The organism is Parafilimonas terrae, assembly GCF_900115755.1.
Taxonomy (GTDB): Bacteria; Bacteroidota; Bacteroidia; order Chitinophagales; family Chitinophagaceae; genus Parafilimonas; species Parafilimonas terrae.
This window is the reverse complement of the sequence record NZ_FOXQ01000003.1, coordinates 219,340-245,448: the sequence shown is the minus strand read 5'-3', so window position 1 is coordinate 245,448 and position 26,109 is coordinate 219,340. Positions and strand designations below refer to the sequence as shown.

General features: G+C 39.4%; 20 protein-coding genes. 14 read left to right on the top strand and 6 right to left on the bottom strand.

Features of this window, described 5'->3' with window-relative positions; all coding sequences use genetic code 11:
- Window positions 1–56: 56 nt before the first annotated feature.
- The 3 genes from BM015_RS07405 to BM015_RS07395 form a co-directional block, all read right to left on the bottom strand.
- Window positions 57–497, bottom strand: a complete 441-nt coding sequence (locus BM015_RS07405; protein ID WP_143075780.1) for a hypothetical protein — start codon at window positions 495–497, stop codon at window positions 57–59.
- Window positions 498–834: 337 nt separating this feature from the next.
- Window positions 835–2,553 carry an nSTAND1 domain-containing NTPase gene (locus tag BM015_RS07400; protein ID WP_090656837.1) on the bottom strand — a complete coding sequence of 573 codons (1,719 nt, stop codon included), beginning with the start codon at window positions 2,551–2,553 and terminating at the stop codon, window positions 835–837.
- Between the two features lie 28 nt (window positions 2,554–2,581).
- Window positions 2,582–3,994 carry a toll/interleukin-1 receptor domain-containing protein gene (locus BM015_RS07395; protein WP_090656835.1) on the bottom strand — a complete coding sequence of 471 codons (1,413 nt, stop codon included), beginning with the start codon at window positions 3,992–3,994 and terminating at the stop codon, window positions 2,582–2,584.
- Between the two features lie 176 nt (window positions 3,995–4,170).
- Between BM015_RS07395 and BM015_RS07390 the strand changes: the two genes are divergently transcribed.
- From BM015_RS07390 to BM015_RS07375, 4 genes are all read left to right on the top strand, one after another.
- Complete coding sequence (locus BM015_RS07390) at window positions 4,171–4,776, top strand: acyltransferase (protein WP_090656834.1); 606 nt, start codon at window positions 4,171–4,173, stop codon at window positions 4,774–4,776.
- Between the two features lie 248 nt (window positions 4,777–5,024).
- Entirely contained in the window at window positions 5,025–5,624 is a 600-nt protein-coding gene (locus tag BM015_RS07385) for a hypothetical protein (protein WP_090656833.1), read from the top strand.
- A gap of 110 nt (window positions 5,625–5,734) precedes the next feature.
- Window positions 5,735–8,194 (top strand): bifunctional UDP-N-acetylmuramoyl-tripeptide:D-alanyl-D-alanine ligase/alanine racemase, encoded by a 2,460-nt coding sequence (locus tag BM015_RS07380; protein WP_090656828.1) that lies wholly within the window; start codon window positions 5,735–5,737, stop codon window positions 8,192–8,194.
- 41 nt (window positions 8,195–8,235) lie between these two features.
- Window positions 8,236–9,186, top strand: a complete 951-nt coding sequence (locus tag BM015_RS07375; RefSeq protein ID WP_090656827.1) for a glycoside hydrolase family 5 protein — start codon at window positions 8,236–8,238, stop codon at window positions 9,184–9,186.
- Between the two features lie 25 nt (window positions 9,187–9,211).
- Here BM015_RS07375 and BM015_RS21530 read toward each other — a convergent pair whose 3' ends face one another.
- Entirely contained in the window at window positions 9,212–9,361 is a 150-nt protein-coding gene (locus BM015_RS21530) for a hypothetical protein (RefSeq protein WP_177191842.1), read from the bottom strand.
- Window positions 9,362–9,571: 210 nt separating this feature from the next.
- Between BM015_RS21530 and BM015_RS07370 the strand changes: the two genes are divergently transcribed.
- Entirely contained in the window at window positions 9,572–9,976 is a 405-nt protein-coding gene (locus tag BM015_RS07370; protein WP_090656826.1) for a response regulator, read from the top strand.
- 41 nt (window positions 9,977–10,017) lie between these two features.
- Complete coding sequence (locus BM015_RS07365) at window positions 10,018–10,377, top strand: VOC family protein (RefSeq protein ID WP_090656824.1); 360 nt, start codon at window positions 10,018–10,020, stop codon at window positions 10,375–10,377.
- A 19-nt stretch (window positions 10,378–10,396) separates the two neighbouring features.
- On the opposite strand, the gene BM015_RS07360 is transcribed toward BM015_RS07365, so the two are convergent.
- The gene (locus tag BM015_RS07360) at window positions 10,397–11,986 is read right to left on the bottom strand and encodes an ABC-F family ATP-binding cassette domain-containing protein (protein WP_090656823.1); all 1,590 of its coding nucleotides are present in this window, start codon (window positions 11,984–11,986) and stop codon (window positions 10,397–10,399) included.
- Window positions 11,987–12,141: 155 nt separating this feature from the next.
- Window positions 12,142–12,522 (bottom strand): DoxX family protein, encoded by a 381-nt coding sequence (locus tag BM015_RS07355; protein WP_090656822.1) that lies wholly within the window; start codon window positions 12,520–12,522, stop codon window positions 12,142–12,144.
- 90 nt (window positions 12,523–12,612) lie between these two features.
- On the opposite strand from BM015_RS07355, the gene BM015_RS07350 reads away from it, so the two are divergent.
- The 8 genes from BM015_RS07350 (at window position 12,613) to BM015_RS07310 (ending at window position 26,102) form a co-directional block, all read left to right on the top strand.
- Window positions 12,613–13,269: an NAD-dependent epimerase/dehydratase family protein gene (locus tag BM015_RS07350; RefSeq protein ID WP_177191841.1), complete on the top strand. Its 657-nt coding sequence runs from the start codon at window positions 12,613–12,615 to the stop codon at window positions 13,267–13,269.
- Between the two features lie 73 nt (window positions 13,270–13,342).
- Window positions 13,343–15,547 (top strand): M28 family metallopeptidase, encoded by a 2,205-nt coding sequence (locus tag BM015_RS07345; protein WP_090656821.1) that lies wholly within the window; start codon window positions 13,343–13,345, stop codon window positions 15,545–15,547.
- A gap of 198 nt (window positions 15,548–15,745) precedes the next feature.
- A complete protein-coding gene (locus BM015_RS07335) occupies window positions 15,746–16,330 on the top strand; it encodes an RNA polymerase sigma-70 factor (RefSeq protein WP_090656819.1) in 585 nt (194 codons plus the stop codon).
- Window positions 16,331–16,412: 82 nt separating this feature from the next.
- The gene (locus BM015_RS07330) at window positions 16,413–17,444 is read left to right on the top strand and encodes a FecR family protein (protein WP_090656817.1); all 1,032 of its coding nucleotides are present in this window, start codon (window positions 16,413–16,415) and stop codon (window positions 17,442–17,444) included.
- Between the two features lie 226 nt (window positions 17,445–17,670).
- Entirely contained in the window at window positions 17,671–21,021 is a 3,351-nt protein-coding gene (locus tag BM015_RS07325) for a SusC/RagA family TonB-linked outer membrane protein (protein ID WP_177191840.1), read from the top strand.
- Between the two features lie 18 nt (window positions 21,022–21,039).
- A complete protein-coding gene (locus tag BM015_RS07320; protein ID WP_090656815.1) occupies window positions 21,040–22,602 on the top strand; it encodes a SusD/RagB family nutrient-binding outer membrane lipoprotein in 1,563 nt (520 codons plus the stop codon).
- Window positions 22,603–22,689: 87 nt separating this feature from the next.
- A complete protein-coding gene (locus BM015_RS07315; RefSeq protein ID WP_090656813.1) occupies window positions 22,690–24,969 on the top strand; it encodes a beta-N-acetylhexosaminidase in 2,280 nt (759 codons plus the stop codon).
- Window positions 24,970–24,971: 2 nt separating this feature from the next.
- Window positions 24,972–26,102 carry an acyltransferase family protein gene (locus BM015_RS07310; protein ID WP_090656811.1) on the top strand — a complete coding sequence of 377 codons (1,131 nt, stop codon included), beginning with the start codon at window positions 24,972–24,974 and terminating at the stop codon, window positions 26,100–26,102.
- Window positions 26,103–26,109: the final 7 nt, after the last annotated feature.

The following is a 26,109-nucleotide window of genomic DNA, read 5'->3' as shown; positions in this document are numbered from 1 at the left end:
ATGCGGAAGCAAAATCAATTTACTTCCGCATTGTATAAATTTCGTGAGATAAGAATTTATTTCTTCATTGTTTTATATACGCTCAAATCACCATCAGTGCTTATTTCAAGTATCTGGCCCTTATTTTTTGTAACGGCCTGTATAAAATAACTTACATAACCATCAGTGTCAACAAACATAATGGCGTCAGTTACTGCCCAGTCATTGTAGTTATCTTTCATTGCATCTGTAACAATTTTGGGCAGGTCAGTTTTTGAAACCTGGATGCTGTATCCTATCAATTCTTTATCGCTGCCATAAAAAGCTGTGGCCTGCTGATTTTTAAAATTAAAACTGGCCTGTCGGTAACTTGATTTGCTTACCCAGCTTACCTGTTCTGTTTTTCTAAAGGCGCTTGATAAATCGTGCAATAACCTTGTGTCTGCAACTTTTTCGCTGGCAAAAGATGGAATGCTCATCGCAAATAATAATGTGGCTGTTAAAATTGTGCTTCTCATTGTTTTAAATTTTGTTCCGCTTATATCGGATGTTAAGAAATATTGTTTGCCAGTTACATTTCAAATCATGTATCCGTTTCGGTTAAAACTTGTTAATCTGCTGATGAATGGCAGGACATTTAATTGACCGGTTGAAAAAAATGATCAACGTTGCGGCATTACTTAACGCTGTTTTTTCATTATTATGAAAACTGTTCGTTTTTGAAACAACAGATGTATTGATAGCGATACAATAAGCTGCTTATATTTCTTTAATGGTTCAGGATATAACAATATATAATTGAAGAAAGCTTAAGATTGATTATTGGAAACTGCTTATGCAATATCTTTTTATAAATTATTTGTTGATCCAGATTTCAATAGTTCCGGCAGAAACATTATTATTTTTAAGCAGAATGCGTTGCAGTATAAGTGAATCCTGTGGATAATAACTGTTGCAAATAGCAAGCACCTCCTTTGCCATTTCTTCATCCTCTGCGTGAAAATATTTTACCATATTTTTAAACGACTTGCCTTTTATGGTTTCAGCAGCAGGCACTACAAACCTGCTGCTTCTCAATGCATCCATGCATGCTGTAAGCGCCTTCGATTTATAAGCAGAGCCAACCTGGAAATAAACTGTGCCCCGGTATTCTTTATTTATTGCCTGTATAGTTTTTTGATACCTGTTTACAAGCGAATCATTGTCAGTTTTTAATTCTATTTTTTGAATAGAATCATTTACAGCCACATTTTTTACTTTATCAAGTTCGCTTTTTAACTGGTTGTGGGAATAGATTGCAAATGCAAGTATGATCACAAATATTAATGCGCCAATACCTAAGATGTTGATTAATTTCCGGTCTTCTTTTTTATCTATCTTTTTAGTGTGAATAACATTGGCCAGCAGGTCATGCGATATTTCAATATTGTTAATATCGTTCCTGTTTACAATTTGTATAATGCGGTCATTAACAAGGCCGGTAATTACTCTTTCCGGTACGTTCTTAAATTCCTTGGAGTTAACAGGTTTAAGCAGGCGGTAACCTTCTTCGCTCACAAGGTTTTTTTCCAGTAAATCGCCAATATTTTTTTTATACCAGTGCCGGTATTTTTTTATGGTGCTGTTATAATAATCATTTAATATGGTTTCAACTTTTGTATTATCAATTAATTCTTTTGAGATGGTGGCTTGTTTTGCGGCTATCCTTTTTTCATTTGCCTGGTAGCAAAACAGGCTTAATATGTAAGGTTCAAAATCTTTCTGCTCCCAGTTTATTTCGTTTGCATCATCATTGGCGTTGCCTGTTTCGGCTTTTATTTTTTTAGGAATGATCTTTCTTAAAAGATGCACTGCTGTAGCTTCATCTATTAAATGTTTGGCAGGCTGGTAAACGGCATCAAAAGCTTCTTTGCCGCGTAACTGCACAATGCGGTAACGAATTTTGTTTAGTGAAGGAATAAGCTTGCTTAAATCTTCAAGCGGCGCAAGAAAATCTTCGCGCAGGCTTATTATAACCCGGCAATTATTCTGGGCGTCTGAAGCAGTAAGCGTTTTATAATTATCAGCATTCTTTAATTCATCGGGCATCCTGTTTTCAATAAGGCCTGATATTTCTTTTGCAAATTCATCAGCCTTGTTTTTATTATTTTTTCCAAACTTGAAATATTCTTCAAACTGGTCAAGTATTAATACAGGTATTACAGCGCCGCCGGTATAGTTGGCTTCACGAAAAAATTGCCATAATGTAGTGTTTGCCGGGTAAGTGAAATCTTTATAAATATATTTTTTTACTTCAGCCTCAATTACATTCCGTGTATAGGTAAGCGGGTTGATATTCGCATCAGAAAAAGGAATACGCAATAAAATGGGCAGGTAAAAATTTTCACGCAGCTTAGGTATAAGGCCGGCATTTATCAGCGAACTTTTGCCAATGCCTGATGTGCCGAATATAACCGTGAGCATATTGTTTTTAAGCAGGCTGAATATTTCATTCACCGGCTTACTTCTTCCAAAAAACAAATTCTTTTGCTCCTCCGTAAAAGTATGCATGCCGCGATAGGGGCGCTGTTCCATATAAGTATCGTTTATGCTTACGCTGTGGCTAATTGTTAACCGGCGTAAGATTATTTCTTGTTATAAATGATTCAACAAAAGCGTTGAGCGCTTCCCTGCTTGTGTCTGGAATTTTTTCCATGCCGATGCCATCAAAATACGTTTCATAAACCGACATGTTTATGGCATCTGTTCCTATGGTATATGGCTTTATAAAAGTTGTGGTGGCTGCTGCATCTTCGCCAGCCATTCTCCTGAAACCGGCAAGCGTCCATTCCTTATACACATATCGTTTTACATCAATAGGGTCTTTTACAGAACGCGCTGTTATTACAGGCAGAAAGAAATCGCAGTTTTGAATTTCCGGCTTAATAACATTATTGAAATTGGTCCCTGAAAAAATTTCATTGCCATCAAAAAACACAGGCACGCCTTTTTCAGCAAAAGCATTGTTGAGCAGTTGGGCTATATTTTTATCTTCACTTATAAAACTTATAAAAACTTTTTCTTTATAACGCTGCACTATATTCTCAGGGTTGTTTTGTACGGCCTTGTGCAAAGCCTGCACAAAATCACCAGGCGATTTGAATGTTTCTTCATTTTGCGTAATTACCTGTCCCTGGTATTGCTGTAAAAAATTTTCAAATTCAATTCTGCTTAAAGTGCCTGCATCTGAAATAAGTTTTTGGTTTGATTGCGTATAACGTTCAGCCGCAATGAGCCTTATTAAAAAGCGCATCAGCCAGTCGGGGAAACTGCTGCCTATTATAAGCAGGTTATTTTCCCGCAGCAGGTTAAATAAAGTGTTGAAAGCAGATTGCTGCGTGGTACTTTCCTGCTGCAGTTTTACAATCATCTCAATATAATTTTCATCGGTTACAGCACAATCATTGTAAGGCGCTTTTACTATGCTGCCGAAAATATTAAACACGATAGGCTCAAAAGCGGAAGGCTCTTTTATAACAACATTGTTGTTATTGCTTTCCAATAACTGCGCTGCAATAAACTGTGGCTTGCGGTCGTGTATTTTGGCAAAGGCATCTGCCAGGAAATCATCAGGCCCTGTATTTATATAAATCTGGAAATCCCTTATTGATGCCAGTTTTTCATAGTCGTCCAGCAGCTTTTCCGTGCTTAGTTGCTGGTATTCATCGTGCAGCATTTTATAGCGTGTGGCTTCTGTAAATTTCGATTTAAGAAATACGCAATTCAGGTTAAGCATGCTGTCATCTAAATAATTCAGCCCGAATTTATCGGCCAGTCTCAGGGCGAGATATTCATTTAAGGTAAGCGTAACCTCAATGTTTTTTTCGGCGGCATTTTTTAAAACAGTTACGTTACCGGTGAACTTATTATGCGGATCTACACGGTTTACCGGCACTTTCACCTTGCAGAAGCCGCTGCCGATAACCGGTACAATAAGGCCGGAAGAGATGATGCTTGTGAGATCATGTATTTCCATAATATTAGCGGGATATTGCTTCTAAAAATAATCATTTTATATTATTCGTTTTAATAGAAAAAAACGCAACAGCATAAACAAATTTTTTGAAGACATCTTGCATGCGCCGGCCTACTGTTAAACACCGGTTTATTTGTAGTATTCAATCTATCTTAGCTTTTAAAACAGTTGCCGTAATGATTTATTCCTTCAAAGGTTTTACGCCGGTTATTGATGATTCATCGTTTATACATCCGCAGGCTTGTGTCACAGGCAATGTAATTATCGGCAAGCACGTATATGTTGGCCCCGGCGCTGCGCTGCGGGGCGATTGGGGCAGGGTTATTGTTGAAGATGGCTGCAACATACAGGAGAATTGTGTGCTGCATATATTTCCCGGCGCTGCCGTTTGGCTGAAGGAAGCGGCGCATATCGGCCACGGCGCCGTAATTCACGGTGCCATTATTGGCAGGAATTGTTTAATTGGAATGAACAGTGTTGTTATGGATAATGTTGAACTGGGCGACGAATGTATTGTTGGAGCATTAAGTTTGATAAAGGCTGATGAAAAAATCGCGAAGCGCAGTTTGCTGGCGGGTAATCCTGCAAAAATTATAAAAGAAGTGAGTGACGAAATGATAGCCTGGAAAACAAAGGGCACACAATTATATCAGCAATTACCGGAAGAAATGAAAGCGCATTGGAAACCCTGTGAACCGCTGAATGAAATGCCGGAATTTCAGCCTTCACAGGAATTTTTATATGAAACATGGAATAAAATAAAAAGAAGTAAAATTCAATGACAGCGAGAAGAAGGGGTTAATTTTTTCTGGAGTCTGAAACAAAGCTTGCTTTAATGAATGCTATAATCAATTTCAGGATGGTTTTTATAAATTTTAAAGAAAATTTCAAGACAAGCACAGCAAGAATGACCAGGATTGTAAGTTCGAAAAAAGATAAATTACCCATAGAAATGATTTTATTATAGCAGAGCTGTTATAAAATTAGCAAAATTCTAAAAATAATGCTGAATAAAGCAGAATAAAATTCAATGAAGAACTATTTTATATTCATACTTATAGCCACAGTTATGAACACAGGTTGCAGCGCACAGAAAAACATGCTCGCAGAAAATGTAAATACTTCTGCAAAAAAGCAGTCAATTGAAGATGATGTATTAAAAAAGCTGCAATCAGAAAACGATCTTGTAATTGCCTATGCCTATGAAAATTTTGCATGGGTAAAATCGATGAACTATTTCATATTGGCACAACAAAACAATGAATGGAAAGCTTATCGCTATTATAAAAATATGATGCCGAATAATACAGGCACGCCAACAAGCCTTACGCCTGTTCAGGCAGATAAAACAGCCTGTGACAGCTTATTAAATTATATGGAAGAAAATAAAGCATGGACGATTCCCGGTGATGGAGAGAAAGGTTATTGTACAGATGGTAATAAAGATTGCAATATTTATGATGCGGCGGGCAACCGTTTATGGATTATTACAAAAGAAGCGGCCATCAATCCGGGTTATTATGCTGCGGCGTTTTTTGAAGAATGCTGCCCTGAAAAACAACGTGGTTTATTTGTTTCAATAGGAAAAAAAATACAGGCTATTGTTGGCGATGACAACGCAACAGAGTAAAAAGTGAAGAAAAGGCCACAGATGCACAGATAAAATCTGTGCATCTGTGGCTAAAGCAAACCTGCTAAGCGAGAATAAAAAATGATGATAACAATTGTTAGAGAAATTTCATGTACACCATAAATAAAATTGCTTCGGTATTAAATGCTGATGCGAAAATTGCAGCAGGAGATTATGTTATTGAACAATTATTAACCGATAGCCGCCGTCTTATCTTTCCTTCTACAACATTGTTTTTTGCACTGGCAACAGCAAGAAGGGATGCACATAATTTCATTGGCGAAATGTATGAGCGCGGCGTGCGCAGCTTTGTTGTGCACCCGCATTTTGATACGGCTGCATTTGCTAACGCAAATTTCATTTTTGCTGCTGATACATTGGCCGCATTGCAAACACTGGCGGCTTATCACCGCAAACAATTTCATTATCCTGTAATTGCCATTACAGGCAGCAACGGAAAGACAATTGTGAAAGAATGGCTGTATCAATTGCTTTCCCCGGAGTATAATATTGTAAGAAGCCCCCGCAGTTATAACTCGCAGCTTGGCGTTGCATTAAGTGTTTGGCAGATGAATGCTGAAAATAACCTTGCCATTTTTGAAGCAGGTATTTCAATGTCTGGTGAAATGGAAAAGCTTGAAAATATTATTCAGCCAACAACCGGCATTCTTACCAATATCGGCAGCGCACATCATGAAAATTTTGTTTCGGAAGCACAGAAAACAGAAGAGAAATGCAAGCTTTTTAAACATTGTAATACGGTTATTGCTAATGGCGATAATAATTTTATTGTTGATGCAATTCATCAAAATTCAAAAGCAAATATTATTACGTGGGGAGATAATGAAAGCAATGCTGTTCAAATATTTTCCCGTAAAAAAAATGAAGAGAATGTTGTTATAGAATTGAAATATAGCAATACCGTTTATCAGTTTAATATTCCCTTTGCCGATGATGCCTCTGTTCAAAATGTTGAAACATGCATAGCTGTTCTGTTAAACTTAAATATTCCGGCTGAAATTATTAATGACCGGCTGCAGGCATTGCAACCTGTTGATATGCGCTTGCAGCTAACCCCTGCCATTAATAACTGCGCTTTAATAAATGACAGTTATAGTTTTGATACTGCTTCATTTGCTGTGGCGCTTGATTTTATGCAGCAGCAAAACCAGTTTACACATAAAACAGTAATTCTTTCAGATGTGCCCGGCGCCAGCAAGGGCGCTTATGCTGAAATAATATTTGTGCTGAAAGCAAGGAATATTAGCAGCACTATTGTAATTGGCGAACAATGGAAAGCTTATTTTCCTTTTCTGAAAGAGGCCATTGAAAATGTTTATCACTATAATTCCACCAATGAATTTCTTAGCCAGTTTTCAACGAGTTTTTTTCGCAACCAGGTAATACTGCTAAAAGGCGCAAGAAGATTTGGTTTTGAAAATATTGCTGCAATGCTTCAGCAGAAGGTGCACAGAACGGTGATGGAAATAAGCCTTACTGCAGTTATTCATAATGTAAATGAATACAGGAAAATGCTGAATCCCGGCGTTAAAATAATGGCAATGGTAAAGGCTTCCGGTTATGGCAGCGGCAGTGCTGAAATTGCTAATGTATTGCAATACCATAAAGTGGATTACCTGGCGGTTGCATATCCTGATGAAGGCGTAGAATTGCGCCGGGCAAATATCCGCCTGCCTATCATGATTATGAACATAGATGAAGAAGCTTTTGAGCAGGTGGTACAATATAATCTTGAACCGGAAATTTATTCTGTTGGCATTCTTAAAAAGTTTGATGCTTTTCTTAACAGGCAGGGCCTGCAATATTATCCTGTGCATATAAAAATTAATACAGGCATGCACCGGCTTGGTTTTGGTGAAGATGAAATAGATATCCTGATTGAAATATTAAAAACAAATAACCGGCTTGTTGTAAAATCAGTGTTTAGTCACTTAGTGGCAAGCGAAGATGCTGCGGAAGATGCGTACAGTTTTTTGCAAGCTGAAAAATTAGAAAAGATATGCAGCAAGCTGCAGGCCGCACTTAATTATTCCTTCATTAAACATATTTCCAATTCTGCGGCAAGCATTCGCCTGCCCCAACTGCAGTTTGATATGATACGCCTCGGCATTGGTTTGTACGGTATTGACAACACCAGCAATCATCAGCTTTCTTTGCAGCCCGCAGTAACGCTTAAAACAACGGTTGCACAATTAAGAAAAGTGAAAGCCGGCGATACAGTAGGCTATAACCGTCGGGGTAAAATAAATGTTGATTCAATTATTGCAACATTAAGAATTGGTTATGCGGATGGCTTTCGCCGCGCATTAAGTAATGGCGTTGGTAAAGTTTTCATTAAAGGGAAGTGTGCGCCGGTTGTTGGGTCAGTTGCAATGGATATGACAATGGTTGATGTTACCGGTATTAATGATGTTGAGGAAGGAGACGAGGTTGAAATATTTGGCAACAACATTAGCATAAGTGAAGTGGCAAAAAGTTGCCACACCATTCCTTATGAAATATTAACCGGCATAAGCAGCAGGGTAAAAAGAATTTATATTGAAGAATGATTGTTTATTGAATTATTCTTGCACGATTAATTGCTGTATATATGAAATACTTTATTATAACCTGCTTATTTGTAATCAGTATTTTTCAATTAAGAGCGCAGCCTGTGCAGCAGCATGGTGCATTGCATGTAAATGGTGTGCAGTTGGTTGACAGCCATAACCAGCCTGTTGTGCTGCGCGGAATGAGTTTTGGCTGGAGTTGTTTTCATCCGCGGTTTTATACAGCCGGCAGCGTACATGCATTGGCCACAGACTGGCATTGCAATGTTGTAAGGGCTGCATTGGGCGTTGAACCAAAGAACGGTTATAAAGAAGATTCGGCAACGCAGATACAACTTATCCGGAATGTAATTGAGGCTGGCATAAAAGAAGGCATTTATGTTATTATAGACTGGCACAGCCACAACATTAATTTAAACGAAGCCAAAGCTTTTTTTACAACAATGGCGAAAGATTACGGCCATTATCCCAACATAATTTATGAATTGTATAATGAGCCGGATTATGAAAGCTGGGATGAAGTAAAAGCTTATTCAACAGAATTGATTTCAGCTATAAGAAAGATTGATGCGGATAATATAATATTAGTTGGAAACCCGCATTGGGACCAGGATATTCACCTTGTTGCGGACGATCCCTTAAAGGATGTTTCTAATATTATGTACACCGTTCATTTTTATGCAGCCACGCATAAGCAATGGCTGCGTGACCGTTGTACCGCTGCATTAGCCAAAGGTGTTCCTATCTTCATTTCAGAGTGTGCGGGCATGGAAGCTACAGGCGATGGCCCGTTGAATAAGGAGGAATGGCAACGCTGGATTGAATGGTGCGAACAACATAAAATAAGCTGGCTCGTATGGTCGGTTTCTGATAAAGATGAAACATGTTCCGTACTTCAAAAATCAGCTTCATCCGATGGCGGATGGAAGGATGAAGATTTAAAAGAGTCAGGTATTAAATCCCGGGATTATATCCGTAAGTATAATCCTTAATAAGATGCCTGTCTCTTCGCATTAATTATTCCTGGTCCACATCCGTATTTATTTTAGGCTTATTAACGGTTTTTTCTTTTTTAGAAGGAGCGCTGACAGGCTTGCTTTTGCCTTCTTTTTTGTTGCGTACATTCTTGCCTTCTTCAACTGTCTTCTTGTTTTCTTTGGTGCTCATGGTTATTGTATTTTTTACACAATTCCAGCTCAATATCTATGCCGTTGAAGTTTTCATAACATATATGTAAATCAACAATATTGAACGAATCACGCTTTGCATGTTGGTATGCAAATTGTCACATTAATACTGTCTTACAATAGCGTTGCCTCTATATAAAAAAGAAGCAGCCTTTTATAGTAAAACTTATGTGGATTTAGAGCTACAAAAATGATTAAGCCATTAAATATATTGTTGATTGATGATAGCGTAAAAACCCAGGACATGTTTGGGTTTGCGCTTAATGATTTGCAAATTAATTATTCGTGCCGCTTTGCACAGAATGTTGATCAGGCAATAAATTCACTGCGGCTCAAGCCTGCAGATTTCATATTTGTTGATGTGAATATGCCTGCTTTAAGCAGTTTCCGCACCATTAAACGGATAGTTAAAGCCCGGTTTATTAATGACGCCACGGTTATTATTTATACCGATCATAATGAAAGCGAACTTTGCAAAAAGGCAATGAAACTTGGCGTGATGCTGGCGCTTAAAAAAAAGAACGAGATTTTTGAGCTGATAGCCGATCTCAAAAATATTTTGTTTAGGAATGATAAATTGCAGCCAGCCATATAATATCTGGCAATTGTATAACCTCACAGTATTAAATACATAGTATGTTTAAAAAATTGCGCACCGTAATTTATCACGTTGCTGATATTCAAAAGGCAAAAAAATGGTACATTGATGTTACCGGCGTTCAGCCTTATTTTGATGAATCTTTTTATGTAGGCTTTGACATTAACGGTTGCGAACTTGGCCTTGATCCCGATATGACAAATATTGATGAAGGCAATATGGCCATAGCTTATTGGTCTGTTGATGATATTGAAGCGGCTGTAAAACAATTAACACAGCAGGGCGCTACCATTGCCTTGGATATTGCCGGGGTTGGCGAAGGCATTAAAACGGCTGTTATACATGATCCTTTCGGTAATGCAGTTGGCTTAATTGAAGCGCAGCAAAAGCAAGATTAAACTCCGGAAAGCAATTCCATTAAATCAATTCAATATTTCTTGTTATACCAACTTCTTCAAGAAAAATTGCATCGTGCGATACAATAATCAAGGTTCCGTTATACTGATTGATGGCCGTTGTTAAAATTTCAATGTTTTGAATATCGAGATTATTGGTAGGCTCATCCAAAATTATCATGTCAGGCGCCTGGTTAGCGATGGTTAAACAGCAAAGCATTAAACGCATTCTTTCACCGCCGCTTAAACCGGCACAGGATTTATTCCACGATGTTTTTGTAAACAAAAAACGGTTTAGCCTGTTCTTTATTTCATGTTCCTGCAATGCCCCATTATTAAACTGTTCAGCCTGCTCATATACGCTGAGGTTATTATTAATTAAAGAATAATCCTGGTCTATATAAACAGCATTATTAATAGCGCTGTAAACTGATCCTTTGCCGGCTTTTATCCTGCCCAGTGTTATTTTAATCAATGTTGTTTTGCCTGAACCGTTTTTACCTTTCAATGCAATGCGCTCTCCACTTATAATTTCAAAATTCAGGTCATGCTGCCATAAGGGATTCTCGTTATAACTAAAATTGATATTTTCTGCCCTGAATAAAATTTTGCCCTTATGTAATAATGTATCATCAAAGCCAAATCGCATTGTATCTATGTCCGGTAAGGCTTTCCGCAATTCCTGCAATTCATTTTCAATTGAGGCGGTTTTTGCCGCATGCACACCTTTTAATTTCGACGTGCTTTTTTCCGCATTGTTTCTAAAACTGTTCATCACAATCGTGGGCAGGCCTGCTTTCTCCTGTTTTCTTTTGCCGCGGGCATTCAATTTTTGCTGCCGTTCTATGGTTTCGCGTTCTTTTTCTCTTGCTTTTCGCAACGATTTTTCTTTATCCCGCACATCTTCATTCAGTGCCTGTAATTCCATCTTTTTTTGTTCAGCATAAAAATTATAATTGCCGCCGTAAACATTAATGCCATCAGGCGTAAGTTCACATACTGTATCAAGTTTATTCAGCAGTTTTCGGTCGTGGCTTATTATTAATAACGTTGAAGCTGAAGATTCAATAAAATCATATAGTAATATTCTGCCCGCCGTGTCCAAATGATTGCTGGGTTCATCCAGTAAAATAAATTCCGGATTGTTTACATAAATACCTGCCAGCAGCACACGCATCTTTTGACCGCCGCTTAAAGTGCTCATTATTTGTTGAAGATCGATGTCATCTATTTGCCAGTATTGAAGTGCCTCATGGCAGCGTTCTTCAATTGTCCAGTCATCATTCAATATTGAATAATTAACATCCGATGTATCACCGTTTAATATTTGCTGCAATGCGTTTAATTTACCGGCGGCCTGCAATGCCTGTGCAATGGTAACATGATCATACTGGCCAAAAACCTGCGGCACATAATAAGGTTTTGTATCTGTTTGAATAAACCCTTGAGATGGAGGCAACAAGCCGGCAATGATTTTTAAAAGTGTTGATTTGCCAACACCATTATTACCCAGCAGTGCAACTTTGTTGCCCGTTGCAATATTCAGGCTAATGTTATCAAACAATAAATATTTGTCGGGATGTATGTAAGAGAGGCTGTTTAAAATAAGCATTTTCTTTCTTTAAAAATTAATGGGATTGATATGCATTCAGCACATCGTTACATGTATTTTCTTAAAGAAGCTTATTCTACATTTTGTAGTATTTTTTGAAGAGGTGCAAATGTATGAAAGTTGCAGATAAGAAATGCATCTGCATGATTGCACAATCAGCGGGATATTTTCTTATGCCAGAATATATAAGATATAATGCCCGGTATTATCCATGTAAGCATTGTAAGAATCATCGGGTCAAATTTTCCCGCACTTGCAATACCCGAAAAAACGGCGCCGGTGAGATCAAAAAACAAACCTGCATAAGCCCATTCTTTCAATGTTTTATTTAATCCCGGTATTAAAATGGCAATGGAGCCCAATATTTTGGCAACGCTTATAAACTGTATAAAATAAATTGGGTAGCCAAGCCCGTCGTGAAAAATTTGTATTGTTTGCTCAGTGGGCTCAATGCCGCCAACAGCAGAAAAAATCATAAGCGCTGAAAAAAGGATTGTAGCTATCCAGTAAATGATGTTGATGTTTTTCGTTGTCATATTGGTTATTTATAGTGATTGGTTTTACACTCAATTAAAACTTTTGGCAAAGCTTCATTTGTTTATACGAACTTAGTAAAAATCGTTGTCATGCCAGGTATAAAAGTAATTATAACAGGTGCAACCGGGATGGTTGGCGAAGGCGTTTTGTTTGAATGCCTGCAAAATACAGCAGTTGCTGAAGTGCTTATCATTAACCGCAGTCATTATGAAATGCAGCATCCCAAGCTAAAAGAATTATTGGTACCCGATTTTTTTAAACTGGATGCATACGCAGATAAGATACAAAGTTATGATGCATGTTTCTTTTGCGCCGGCGTTACATCGGTAGGTAAGAAAGAACCTGAATACACCAGGCTCACTTATGATACCACATTGGCTTTTGCAAAAACACTGCTGCAGTATAACAATAATATGGTGTTTACTTACGTCTCAGGAAGCCATACCGACAGTACAGAGCAGGGCCGTTTAATGTGGGCGCGTGTAAAAGGTAAAACAGAAAATGACCTGGCAAAGCTTGGCTTTAAAGCAGAATACAATTTTCGGCCCGGCGTTATGCTGCCCTTTGAAGGCCAGCGCAACTGGAGAAATAGTTATAAATCCCTTGCAAAAATTATAAAGCTATTTGCACCAAAAAGTGTATTAACCATGCACCAGGTGGGCAAGGCAATGATTAATTGCGTTACGGTTGGTTATACTAAAAATGTTTTAGAGATAAGTGATATAAGGCAACTGGCCCAGTCCTGAGCTGTCAATAAAAAAATCTTATTGAATTTTCAGCTTAATTTGTAATAGTCTAAAAAATCAAAACATAATTTCTATGAAAAGATGCATGCTGCTTTTAATGTTATTTATTGCAACAGCAATTTCAGCGCAAACAATAACCGGCTTTTCCGCTAATAGTGCTGCTGCTCAAATTAAAACTGAACAACAATTTGATGCGGCTTTAAATGCGCAGCATATTGGTTCAACCATAAAACAGCTTTCAGCTTTTCCGCATAATCTTGGTTCAAAAGGCAGTAAAGCAGTTGCTGATAGTATCCTTAACCGATTTAAATCTTATGGCTTTGATGCGCATCTTGAAAAATATACCGTGTTGTTTCCCACGCCTAAAACACGTGTGCTTGAAATGACAGCTCCAACAACTTACAAAGCTTTGCTTAAAGAGCCTGCATTGAAAGAAGATGCAACATCTGGCCAGGCAGGCCAGTTACCGCCGTACAATGCATGGAGTGCAGATGGCGATGTTACAGCGCCGCTTGTGTTTGTGAATTATGGCTTGCCTTCAGATTATGAAAAGCTTGCTGAAATTGGTATTGATGTAAAAGGAAAAATTGTAATTGCAAAATATGGAAGAAGCTGGCGCGGCATTAAGCCAAAAGTAGCGCAGGAACATGGCGCTGTTGGTTGCATTATTTACAGCGATCCCGGCGATGATGGATATGCAAGAGGCGATGTTTATCCAAAAGGTGCTTTTAAAAATGAATATGGTGTGCAGCGTGGCAGCGTAATGGATATGCCTATTTATCCCGGTGATCCTTTAACGCCAAACATTGGCGCCGATAGCGCGGCGGTACGTATTAAAAGAGAAGATGCCATAAATCTTTTAAAGATACCTGTATTACCTGTTAGCTATCATGATGCAAAGCCTTTGCTTGAGTCGTTGGAAGGCCAGGTTGTACCTGCCGGCTGGCAGGGCGGTTTACCTTTTACTTATCATATTGGCGACGATAAAACCAAAGTGCATTTAAAGCTTGAATTTAATTGGGATATGGTGCCTTGTTATGATGTTGTTGCCACTATAAAAGGTTCAACGTTTCCTGATGAATGGGTGCTGCGTGGCAACCATCATGATGCATGGGTGAATGGGGCAGGCGACCCTATAAGCGGGCAGGCGGCTATGCTTGAAGAAGCAAAAGCTATAGGCGAATTGTTGAAGACAGGATGGAAACCAAAACGTACTATCGTTTATTGTGCATGGGATGGCGAAGAGCCTGCATTGCTTGGCTCAACAGAATTTGCTGAAGAGCATGCAAAAGAATTGCAGCAAAAAGCAATCATCTATATCAACAGCGATGGCAATGGGCGTGGTTTTCTTGGTGCAGGCGGATCCCATGCTTTGCAGCCATTGATGGATGAAATTTCAAAAACGGTTATCGACCCCCAGACAAAGGTTTCTGTTTTTGAAAGATGGAAAGCCAACCGTGCATCAAATGCCTCATCCACCAAAGCAAAAGAAAATGCATTGAATACAACGAAGCTTGAGTTAAGCGCCCTTGGCAGCGGTTCGGATTATTCGCCTTTTCTTCAGCATCTTGGTTTGCCTGCGCTCGATCTTGGTTTTGGGGGTGAGGATCCGGGGGGTGAATATCATTCCACTTACGATTCGTATGATGATTACCGCCGGTTTAAAGACCCAACTTTCGAATATGGTGTGGCATTGGCGCAGGTGGCAGGCCGTGCTGTATTGAGAATGGCTGATGCAGAAGTGTTGCCTTTCGATTTCACTAACCTTTATTCAACTGCCAATGGTTATGCATCGGAGTTAATGAGCACAACAAATGATATGCGTGATGCAACGGTTGTGGAGAATGAATTGCTGAATAAAAATATATATAAGCTTGCATCAGATCCAACCAAAACCTACATTCAGCCAATGCCAAAAGATGAAGTGCCTTATCTTGATTTCAGCCCCTTACAGAATGCACTGGTGGCATTTAAAAAAAGTACAGACAGCCTGAGTGTTTTGCTTAAGAAAAAAGATGATGCAATGGCTGATAAGAATCTTAATCTTGCCCTGGCACATGCAGAGCAGCAGTTATTATTTGCAGATGGTTTGCCACGAAGAAGCTGGTATAAACACAGTTTATATGCGCCTGGTTTTTACACAGGATACGGCGTAAAAACATTGCCCGGCATCCGGGAAGCCATTGAACAACGCAACTGGAAAGAAGCGCAGCAGGAAATAAATTTAACAGCGCAGGCAATTGATAGGTTAGCGACGTATCTAACCAAAGTATTTTGATTTATTAGCCACAGATGCACAAATTATCTGTGCATCTGCGGCATTCTCTTTATCAAAATTCTTCGTGTTGCTTTGTATGATTGTGCCTTTATGTTTCAAAATATGCGGCGCCTGAAATGCAATCAAGGATAAAAGATAAAGTTGATTGAAAATCTTTCGATACAACATAAATAGACGATGCTTTTGTAATTTAGTTTTGTGAAACGGCGTACCAAAACAGATACAACACAATTGCAACTGGAGCTTGCGGACGGCAATGAAACCGCGTTAAAAAGGTTGTATGATTTGTTTGGTGAACGCCTGCTTCATTTCACATTTACAATAGTGCACAACCGTGAACTTGCCGAAGAAATTGTGGCAGATGTATTCATTCAAACCTGGAAAAAGCGTGTACAGATTGCATCCATAGAAAACCTGCCCTGGTACTTGTATGTGACTGCAAAAAATATTAGCCTTAATTATCTGCGTAAAGAACGAAAACAAAAATTCGTTGAACTTGAAATAATAAACTTGCCTTTATATACCATAGAACCGCAGGCGGTGCAGCATTTAATTTCAAAAGATTTTTTACAGAGTATCACTAATGCCATCAATGAATTGCCACCAAAATGCAGGCTAATTTTCAAGCTGGTAAAAGATGATGGCCTTACTTATAAAGAAACGGCAGAGTTACTTAATCTTAGCATTAAAACTGTGGAAGCCCAAATGGGCATCGCCTTGAAAAAAATTCATACAACCATACAGGTTTTAATACCTGTTTATGCAAGAAGGCAGCAACACTGAAAATTCTTTCTGAAAAAATAAAATTCTTTTAGGGGTAGCAGAATCAATTCCGTGTTTATTATAATTATAACGCAGCATAATAATGAACACAGAAAGGATTTGGGTTTTGCTGGCAAAACGTAAAAGCGGGGAAGCTACCGACGATGAGCTTGCCGAATTAAACGATTTGTTGCACAGCGGGGATGAAAACACCGAAAATGAAATTGCTGAAAAAATATGGAATGCGCCGTTGCAGCCTTTGCCTGAAATGAAAGCCGGTGAAGACCTTTGGAACAGGATAGAAAAAGCAATAGAGGAGCCCGTTACAAAATCATTTGTTTCTATAAGAATGATCCGTTGGGTGGCCGCCGCTGCAGTTGTAACAGCAATCGTTGCAGGTGCTTTTCTGCTTGGCCGGCAAAAAGACGGGAATAATACTTTCGTACAAAAAGTGGTTACACAACCATCATCAAAAAGACATATAGTGCTGCCAGATGGAACGAATGTATGGCTGAACGGCAGCAGCACTTTAAGTTATAGCAGCAAAGCATTTGGTGAAAAGTATCGTGAAGTAAAACTGATTGGCGAAGCTTTTTTTGATGTGACGAAAGATGCGCAGCATCCCTTCATTATTCATGCATCTTCCATTAATATTACGGTGAAAGGAACTGCATTTAACGTAAAAGCTTTTCCCGGTCAGAAGAACGTAGAAACATCGCTTATTCGTGGCCTTGTTGAAATAACAACATTGCAGGATCCGGAAAGAAAAATATTGCTTCGGCCCAATGAAAAAATAGCTGTTTCGGCTGAAAAGGAGCCGGTTAAACAAACGGAAGATAAAACGGAACAACCGCTTTTTGTTATTTCAAAACTGCATGTGGATGAAAAGAATATTTTGCCTGAAACAGTTTGGATGAATAGTTCTCTTTCGTTTGATAATGAATCACTGGAGCAACTGGCGCCCAAGCTGGAAGGCTGGTTTTCCGTTACGCTTCATGTGGATGATAGCATGAAGCATGAACATTTCACCGGCACAATAACCAAAGAAACTTTACAGGAAACACTGGAAGCTATGAAATTGTCATCGCCATTTACGTATGAAATAAAAAATAATGAAGTGTGGCTGCATAAATAAACAGGTAATGTTTTTCTAATCAAAAAAACCAGATGCTATGAAATAAAAAACAAAAAAGGAGATGCGCAAACACCTCCTTCTATTTAAAGCTTAATTACGGGTATTGTTAGTATTCTCAGGCACTCACATACCCATTTTTTCACTTTCAATTTTTAAAAGTATGAAAAATGTGCTTATGGGCAATTTCTCAGTTGCCCGAAAGGCAATCCCAAAGTTTTTACTGTACATGAGATTAATAGCTTTCTTTATGCTTATCGCCTGCCTGCATGTTCATGCAAAAGGCATCGCACAAACTAAAATAAGTGTGTCGCTAAAGAATGTGCCCATTAAAAATGCGTTGTTATCTATTCAAAAAAACAGTTCGTACCGTTTTATTTATAACGATGATATTTTGCCAGGTAATGTTACCGTTACGCTTACTGTAAAAGATGCTGATGTGCAGGAGGTACTTGATTCTGTTTTCAGCCAAACCAATCTAACTTACCGCATCCTGGACAATAATCTTATTGTAATTGCACAAAAAAAACAAAAGCAGGCTGTGCCGGTAAGCGGCAATGTAAAAGTGAAAAACAAAGATGGGTCGGAAAGCGCTGTTTCAAATGTTTCTGTTGTTGAAAAAGGCACCAGTAATGGAACCCGTACCAACGAGGATGGCGACTTTACAATTTTGGTAAGCAACCCAAACGCAACTTTGCTTATTTCTTACGTAGGTTATGTATCGCAGGAATATCCTTTGAACGGCCAGGCAACCATTAGCGTTGTTTTGAATGCTGATGAAAAAGAATTGGGGGAAGTGGTGGTAACGGCTTTGGGTATAACAAGACAAAAACGTTCTTTAACTTATGCTACGCAAAGCCTGAAAGGTGAAGATTTAAGTAATTCCCGTGAAGTAAATGTTACCAGCGCGATGAATGGTAAAGTGGCTGGTTTAACCATTAATAAAACGAATTCAGGGCCCGGCGGTTCCAACAGGATTATTTTCCGGGGCAACCGCTCCATCGGCCGTACCAATCAGCCATTGGTAGTAGTGGATGGTGTGCGCATAGATAATTCTGCCAAAGCCGGCGCCGACGTTGCTTTGTTTGGTGCAAGAGATGACGGCGATGGCATCTCCAATATTAACCCCGATGATATTGAATCGATGACTGTATTAACCGGTGCATCTGCCGCTGCGTTATACGGTTCAGATGCTTCCAACGGCGCCATCATCATCACCACTAAAAAAGGAAGAATTGGCAAAGGCATTGGCATACAGGTATCGAGTTCTGCAGCTATGGAAAACCCCTTGGTCTTGCCTGGTTTTCAGAATAAATATGGCCAGGGCGATGCGGGTGTGTTTGTACCTGCCAGCGCCAATAGCTGGGGCCCCGAAATGACCGGCCAGGATGTAACTGACTGGACAGGTAAAACCCAACCACTTGCAGCGCAGTCAAACAATGTGGATGATTTTTTTCGTACCGGAACAGAGTTTATTAATTCAGTAGCAGTTTCTGCCGGTACCGAAAAAGCGCAGACTTATTTTTCTTATACCAACACTTTAAGCAATGGCATTTTGCCAAATAACGGTTATAAAAGAAACAATGTATTGCTGCGGCAAACTACGCAATTAGCCAAAGGCCTGTCGCTCGATGTTAAAGCCAATTATATAGCGGAAGATGTGGAGAACCGCCCCCTTACCGGCGCTGGTAACCGCATTACTTCTACGCTGTATGCTATGCCGCGAAGCCTTCGTTTGAATGATATTAAAAACTTTGAAACATTGAATGAAGATGGCACGCTTACACAGAATTACTGGGCAACGCCATCTCCGTCTTTTCAAAACCCGTACTGGAGCGCTTATCGCAATTTATATACCCGCAAACGCGATCGTTTTATCGGTCTTGCTGCATTGCGCTACCAGTTAACACCGGAACTGAGCATACAGGTAAGAACAAGCCTCGATTATTATACAGACATTGGTGAGGAAAAAGATTATAACGATACTTACTGGCTCACTGATTATCCCGGGCAGGGCAACTATATACTTAATAAAGAATCAAACAGGCAGTTTAATAATGATGTATTGTTATCTTATAATAAAAACTTTGCGGATAAATTCAACCTTACCGTAAATGCCGGCGCCAGTATTGAACAATATCATTTTGAAAGAACAACACTAAATAACCAGGGCTTGAATGCACCTAACATTTTTGCTACTTCCAATGCAGTATCATTATCAAATAGCGTAAACAATTATATTCCCTACGCGCCATTGGCCCGCACCGAAAAGCAATCGATATATGCATCGGCGCAATTAGGTTATAATAATTATCTGTTTCTTGAGCTCACTGGCCGCAACGATTGGAATTCTACGCTGCCTGTAAAAAATGCTTCTTACTTTTTCCCATCTGCAGGCATTAGTGCATTGTTAAATGAAATGCTTCATTTGCCGGCTGCCATTTCAATATTGAAGCTGAGGACTTCTTATGCATTTGTAGGTAACGGCACAGGGTTTAATGAATTAAAACCTGTTTATTCATTGGTGCCGGGCGGCAACAGCGGTTTTTTATTGATTGACGGCACGCTGCGCAATACAAACCTGAAACCGGAAGAAACCCATTCTTTCGAAGTGGGTTTGGATGCAGGATTTATTGATAACAGGATCGGTTTTCAGGCAACTTATTATAACACCAATACCATTAACCAGATATTGACCATACCAGTGCCCGCGGCATCAGGTTATGCAACGCGCATTATTAACGCAGGTAAAATACAGAACAAGGGTATTGAATTACTGCTGAATGCCCAGCCGGTGCGGTCAAAAAGTTTTAACTGGAAGATGCAATTCGTTTTCGGTTCTAATGTTAATAAAGTGATCCGGCTTGATTCATTGCAGCCAAAAGTTTCATTAAGCTCGCCGCAGGCATTAGGTTCTATTGTTGTGGAAGAAGGAAGAAAATATGGTGAGCTTTATACATCAAGCCTCCAGCGGGATGATAACAACAATGTTGTGGTGGATGCAACAGGCAAGCCATTGTTAATAACCGATCAAACCAAATATGCAGGCAATTTTAATCCTGACTGGACCGCGGGTTTTTCCAATACACTTCAATACAAAAATTGGTCTTTATATTTTTTAATTGATGAAAGAAAAGGAGGGACGATCATCTCGGGCACGCAGGCTTTAATGGCATCGGCTGGCACGTCGGCGGCTACGGAAGCTAACAGGGAAACAGGTTTTGTTATTCCAAATTCTGTAACGGCAGATGGTGGCAAGAACACACAAGCTATTACAGCACAGGATTACTGGATGCAGATTGCCAGCAACAATATTGGTGAATTGTTTGCTTATAGCGCTACCAATATTCGTTTGCGGGAAGCAAGCCTTACTTATGCATTTCCATCGGAGAAACTGGCCGGCGCTTTTATAAAAGGCATACAGGTTTCCCTGGTTGGCCGCAACCTGTTTTTCTTTAAAAACGATGCAAAAGGCATTGACCCGGAAACGGCGCTGGGAACAGGCAATAACCAGGGTATTGAATACGCTTCGCTGCCCAGCACACGCAGCTATGGCCTGTACCTCAAATTCAATTTTTAATCTTAATCAAATTGAAGTATGAACACAATTCTTTCATTTCATCATATATCCAAAAGCTGCACAGCCATTATCATTTTTGGGTTAATAACCTTAACGGCCTGTACCAAAAAGTTTGATGAGATCAATACTGATCCAACCACTTTCAGCAGCTTTACGCCTGCTACTATTCCCAATGCTTTTGCCAAGGCTGAATACCAGGGTATTTATGGCGACCCCGGTATTTACCAGCTTGCACGTAACCTGTTTGTAGATTTATGGAGCCAGTATTATGCAACAATAGATCCCGGCGTTTCGCCTGACAAGTATGTGCAGCGTAAAGACTGGGAGTTTTACCAGTGGCTTTCCATGTACAGCAGCGCTTATCCTACTTTAAAGCAAGTGATTGATGCAACAGAAAATACAGATATACCTGCCAATGCTGTAGCCAAAGTATGGAAGGTGTATATCTTTCATTCCAATACAGATTTTTATGGCCCCGTTCCTTACTTCCAGGCAGGCAGCGGGCAGTTTAGTATTTCGTACGACGCACAAAAAGATATTTATTATGATATGTTTAAAGTGCTTGATACGGCAGTAACTGCACTTAAAACAACAGATGCATCAGCAAAGCCTTTTGGAGATAATGATTTAATTTATCATGGCGATGTAACCAAATGGCTTAAGCTGGCGAATACGCTGCGTTTACGGTTGGCATTACGTATTTCTTTTGTTGAACCGGATAAAGCAAAAGAAGAAGCTGAAAAGGCTGTTGCAGATGGCGTTATGACCTCGAATGATGATAATGCTATGATGGATGTGGCAACTGCATCGCCCAATGGATTAAACTTGATGTCGCCCTGGGGTGGTTTTCGCATGAGTGCTTCCATGGAAAGTTATCTCAAAGGTTTTAGTGACCCGCGCATGCCTGTTTACTTCAGCCCTGCGCCCGATGATAACGAATATCATGGCATCCGCAACGGGTTATCAGTTGCACAACTGGCCGGTGCAAACCCCGGTGGCGCCGGTAATAATCTTTCCAATATCGGCCCTGGCTGGAACCCTGACCTTGCTGCTTCTAATAAACTCACGGTAATGTATTCATCCGAAGCCTACTTTTTAAGGGCTGAAGGCGCTTTGAATGGATGGAATATGGGCGGCACTGCAAAAGAGTTGTATGAAAAAGGTATAACGAATTCAATGCAGCAATGGGACATAGATAATGCTGCTATACAAACCTATCTTCAAAGCACATCTTTGCCCGCCAAGCCAGGCGATTATATGAATTCACCGGCTGTGTCAAATATACCGGTAAAATTTTCGGATGATCCTGAAAAGCAGCGTCAGCAAATAGCTACACAGAAATGGCTGGCATTGTTTCCCGATGGTATTGAAGCCTGGGCCGAAGTGCGCCGCACTGGTTATCCGCAGCTTTACCCGGTTGTAAACTCTGACAACCCGGATGTACCGGCCAGTGAAATAATTAAGCGCTTCACGTTTATTGACCTGGAATATGAATCCAATAAACAGGCTGTGCAAAATGCATTGCCTTTACTGAACGGGCCTGATAAAAACAATACACCAGTTTGGTGGGACGTGAAATAGTTTTTACAGTTAGATGGATGCAACAAAGCTATCCTGCCGGTTGTATAGCCGGCGGATGGCTTTTTGAAATAAAATAAAATAAATCCGGTGCGATATATTATTGTCTTTCTGTGTTTCCAGTTATGTTTTTTTTATGTAGATGCACAACGCATCAGCATTATTCCCCAGCCCGCAAGTATTGAAGAAAGGAGCGGCAATTTTAATGTATCATCAGCAACAAAGATTATTGATAATACAGGCGATTCACTTGTTGCCGAAACCATTCAATTATTTATAAAAGAATTACAATCATTAATCAATGTTCGTTTGCATGTTGGCAACAATGTACAAGCAAATAACATTAGGATTTATATCAATCCAAATAAAATATCAAACGTTGAAGCATATCAGCTTGAAGTAAATAAAGACAGTATTGTGATAACTGCTGCTTCCGCAGCCGGTGTATTATATGCCTTTGAAAGTTTGAAGCAGTTGTTGCCTGTTGATATCAAGGCTTCTGTAAAGCAATATTCAATTCCCTGCTGCCTTATTAAAGATAGCCCGCAGTATGCTTACCGCGGCATGCATTTGGATGTAAGCAGGCACTTCTTCTCCCCGGATTTTATAAAAAAATATCTGGACATTTTAGCAGCATTTAAAATAAATGTTTTTCACTGGCATTTAACTGATAGTCACGGCTGGCGGCTGGAGATAAAACAATATCCGAAACTTACATCAGTTGGCGCCTGGCGTGCAGACAGAACTGGCATTCCTATGACAATAGCAAAACCTACACAACCTGGCGAAAGGGCAACTTATGGTGGCTTTTATACACAGGAAGAAGTAAAAGATATTATTGCGTATGCAGCTAAACGAAACATAACTATAATACCTGAAATTGAAATGCCTGGCCATTGCACAGCGGCGCTTGTTGCTTATCCTCAATTCAGTGATTTGAATAATCCTGTGCCTTTATTAATGCCTTGTGGTTATGAAGGCGATTTGAAACATAATTTTTGTGGAGGCTACGATTCAACCTATGTATTTCTTCAAAATATTTTAAAAGAAGTGATGGCGTTGTTTCCTTCAAAATATATTCATATCGGCGGTGATGAAGTGCGTCCGGAACCGTGGATAAATTGTCCGCGATGCCAGCAAAAGATGAGAGAAAAAGGTTTTTTGTCAGCCAAACAATTGCAGGCATATTTCACATCAAGGATAGACAGTTTTATAACAGCCAATGGCAAATTGATGATGGGATGGGATGAAATTGTTGGCGCTGATATAGAGCAAACATCTGTAAGCATGTCGTGGCATGGCGATAGCAAAGCCATGGAAGCTGCTGAAAAAGGCAACGTTACTGTTATGGCGCCTTACTGGTACACATATTTTGATTTTTACCAGAGCGACCCGCAGCTTGAACCAAACATAACTTACGCAAGGCTGCAGTTAGATACTGTTTATAATTTTAATCCAATGCCTGCATTTTTTACCAATGCGCAGCAACATTTTATTTTAGGCGGGCAGGCTTGCTTGTGGACTGAAAATGTGACCACACCTCAACATGCGGAATACATGCTGTTGCCGCGCCTGCTGGCTTTAGCTGAAGCTTTGTGGACGCCGCAAATAAACAAGGACTATAAAAGGTTTATTATGAAAACTGAATTGCAATTTGAGCGTTTTGATAAACAGGGCATCAATTATGCAAGAAGCATGTATAACGTGAACATAAGGCCGCAGTTTGATTCATCAGCGAAAGCAGTAAATGTTTCGCTTGCCAGTCAAACGTATCAATACCCGGTTTACTATACTACTGATGGAACAATGCCAACGACTGTATCTTCTTTATATCTTAAACCTTTCAGCATAAATAAAAACAGTATTATAAAAGTGGCGACCTATAAAGAAGGCAGGCTTGTAAGTAAAATAAATACTGATACAATTGTAGTGCATAAAGCATTTGCGGCAGCTATAAATATGTTACGGGCGAATGATGCGTTTAGCCGTTTGACAGATGGTATTTTAGGCACAGTTGAACCTTATGACCAGCGTTGGGTGATGATAACAGATTCCATTGCAACAATTATTATTGATATAAAACAACAACAGGCATTACATGACTTTTCTATGCGTTTTATGGAAGAGCCGGTTGGTTACATGTACCTGCCAAAATCAATATCAGTGAGTGTTTCAGCAGATGGTAAACATTATCAATCATCGTTTGCCATAAACAATACTGAAAAACCGCAGGAGCTACGCCATATTAAGACATTCAGTAAAAAGCTGCACCAGGAAGCAAGGTTTATTAAAGTGGAAATACACAATGCATCATATAACAAAATAGCCGAACAAAATATTATGATGGCAGATGAAATAATTATTAAGTAATAATGGTAACAAACAAAATGCAGCGTTTTATTACGTTGGATGTATTCAGGGGAATAACGGTGTGCTTAATGATTATTGTAAACACACAGGGCAGCGGCGCCGTTCCCTTTGCGCAAATGATGCATGCAGAATGGAACGGCTGCACACTTACTGACCTTGTATTTCCATCATTCCTTTTTGCAGTTGGCAATGCAATGGTATTTGCCAATAAAAAGTTTCAAGCTATGCCTGCAAAATCGGTATGGTATAAAATAATAAAGCGCACTATATTGATATTTATTGTTGGCTACCTGCTTACATGGTATCCGTTTGCTGGGTGGAATGGCGAAGGGAAGATATGGTGGAAACCTTTTGCTGAAACCCGCATTATGGCCGTATTACAGCGCATAGCCTTATGTTATTTTTTCGCGGCGGTTATTGTAAGATATGCATCCTTGAAAAAGATCATCGCCATTGCTGTTATATTACTTTTATTGTATTGGGCATTATTATATTTTTTTGGCGATACGGGCGCTCAGTATACTACTGAAGGAAATGTGGTTCGCAAATTTGATATGCTGATAATAGGAGAGCTGCACATGTATAAAGAAAAAGGTATTGTATTTGATCCTGAAGGTTTGCTAAATACAATACCTGCCATTGTGAATGTGTTGATTGGCTATATTACAGGTGCATTCATCGTACGCGAAGGCGCAACATATAAATGCATTACCAAACTTTTAATAGCAGGTTTATTGCTTGTGTTTGCAGGTTTATGCTGGAATACAATTTTCCCGTTTAATAAAAAATTATGGACAAGTTCTTATGTATGTTATACCAGTGGTATAAACATAATTGTTATTGGCCTTTTGTTTTATTTGCTTGAATTTAGGCATTGGAAAACGGGCGTTTATTTCTTTACGGTATTTGGCAAAAACCCGTTGGTTATTTATGTGCTCTCAAACCTGCTTGGCGTTTTTTTTCTTCTCTATATTTCAAAAGATGTTGTTTTAATTGACTGGCTTAATGAAAAGATATTCCAGGTGATTGCACCCGGCGCTTTAGGATGTTTATTGTTTTCACTATGTTTCACTTTTATATGTTGGCTTGCCGGCTGGTGGATGGATAAAAAGAAAATTTATATACGGCTTTGAATTTAAA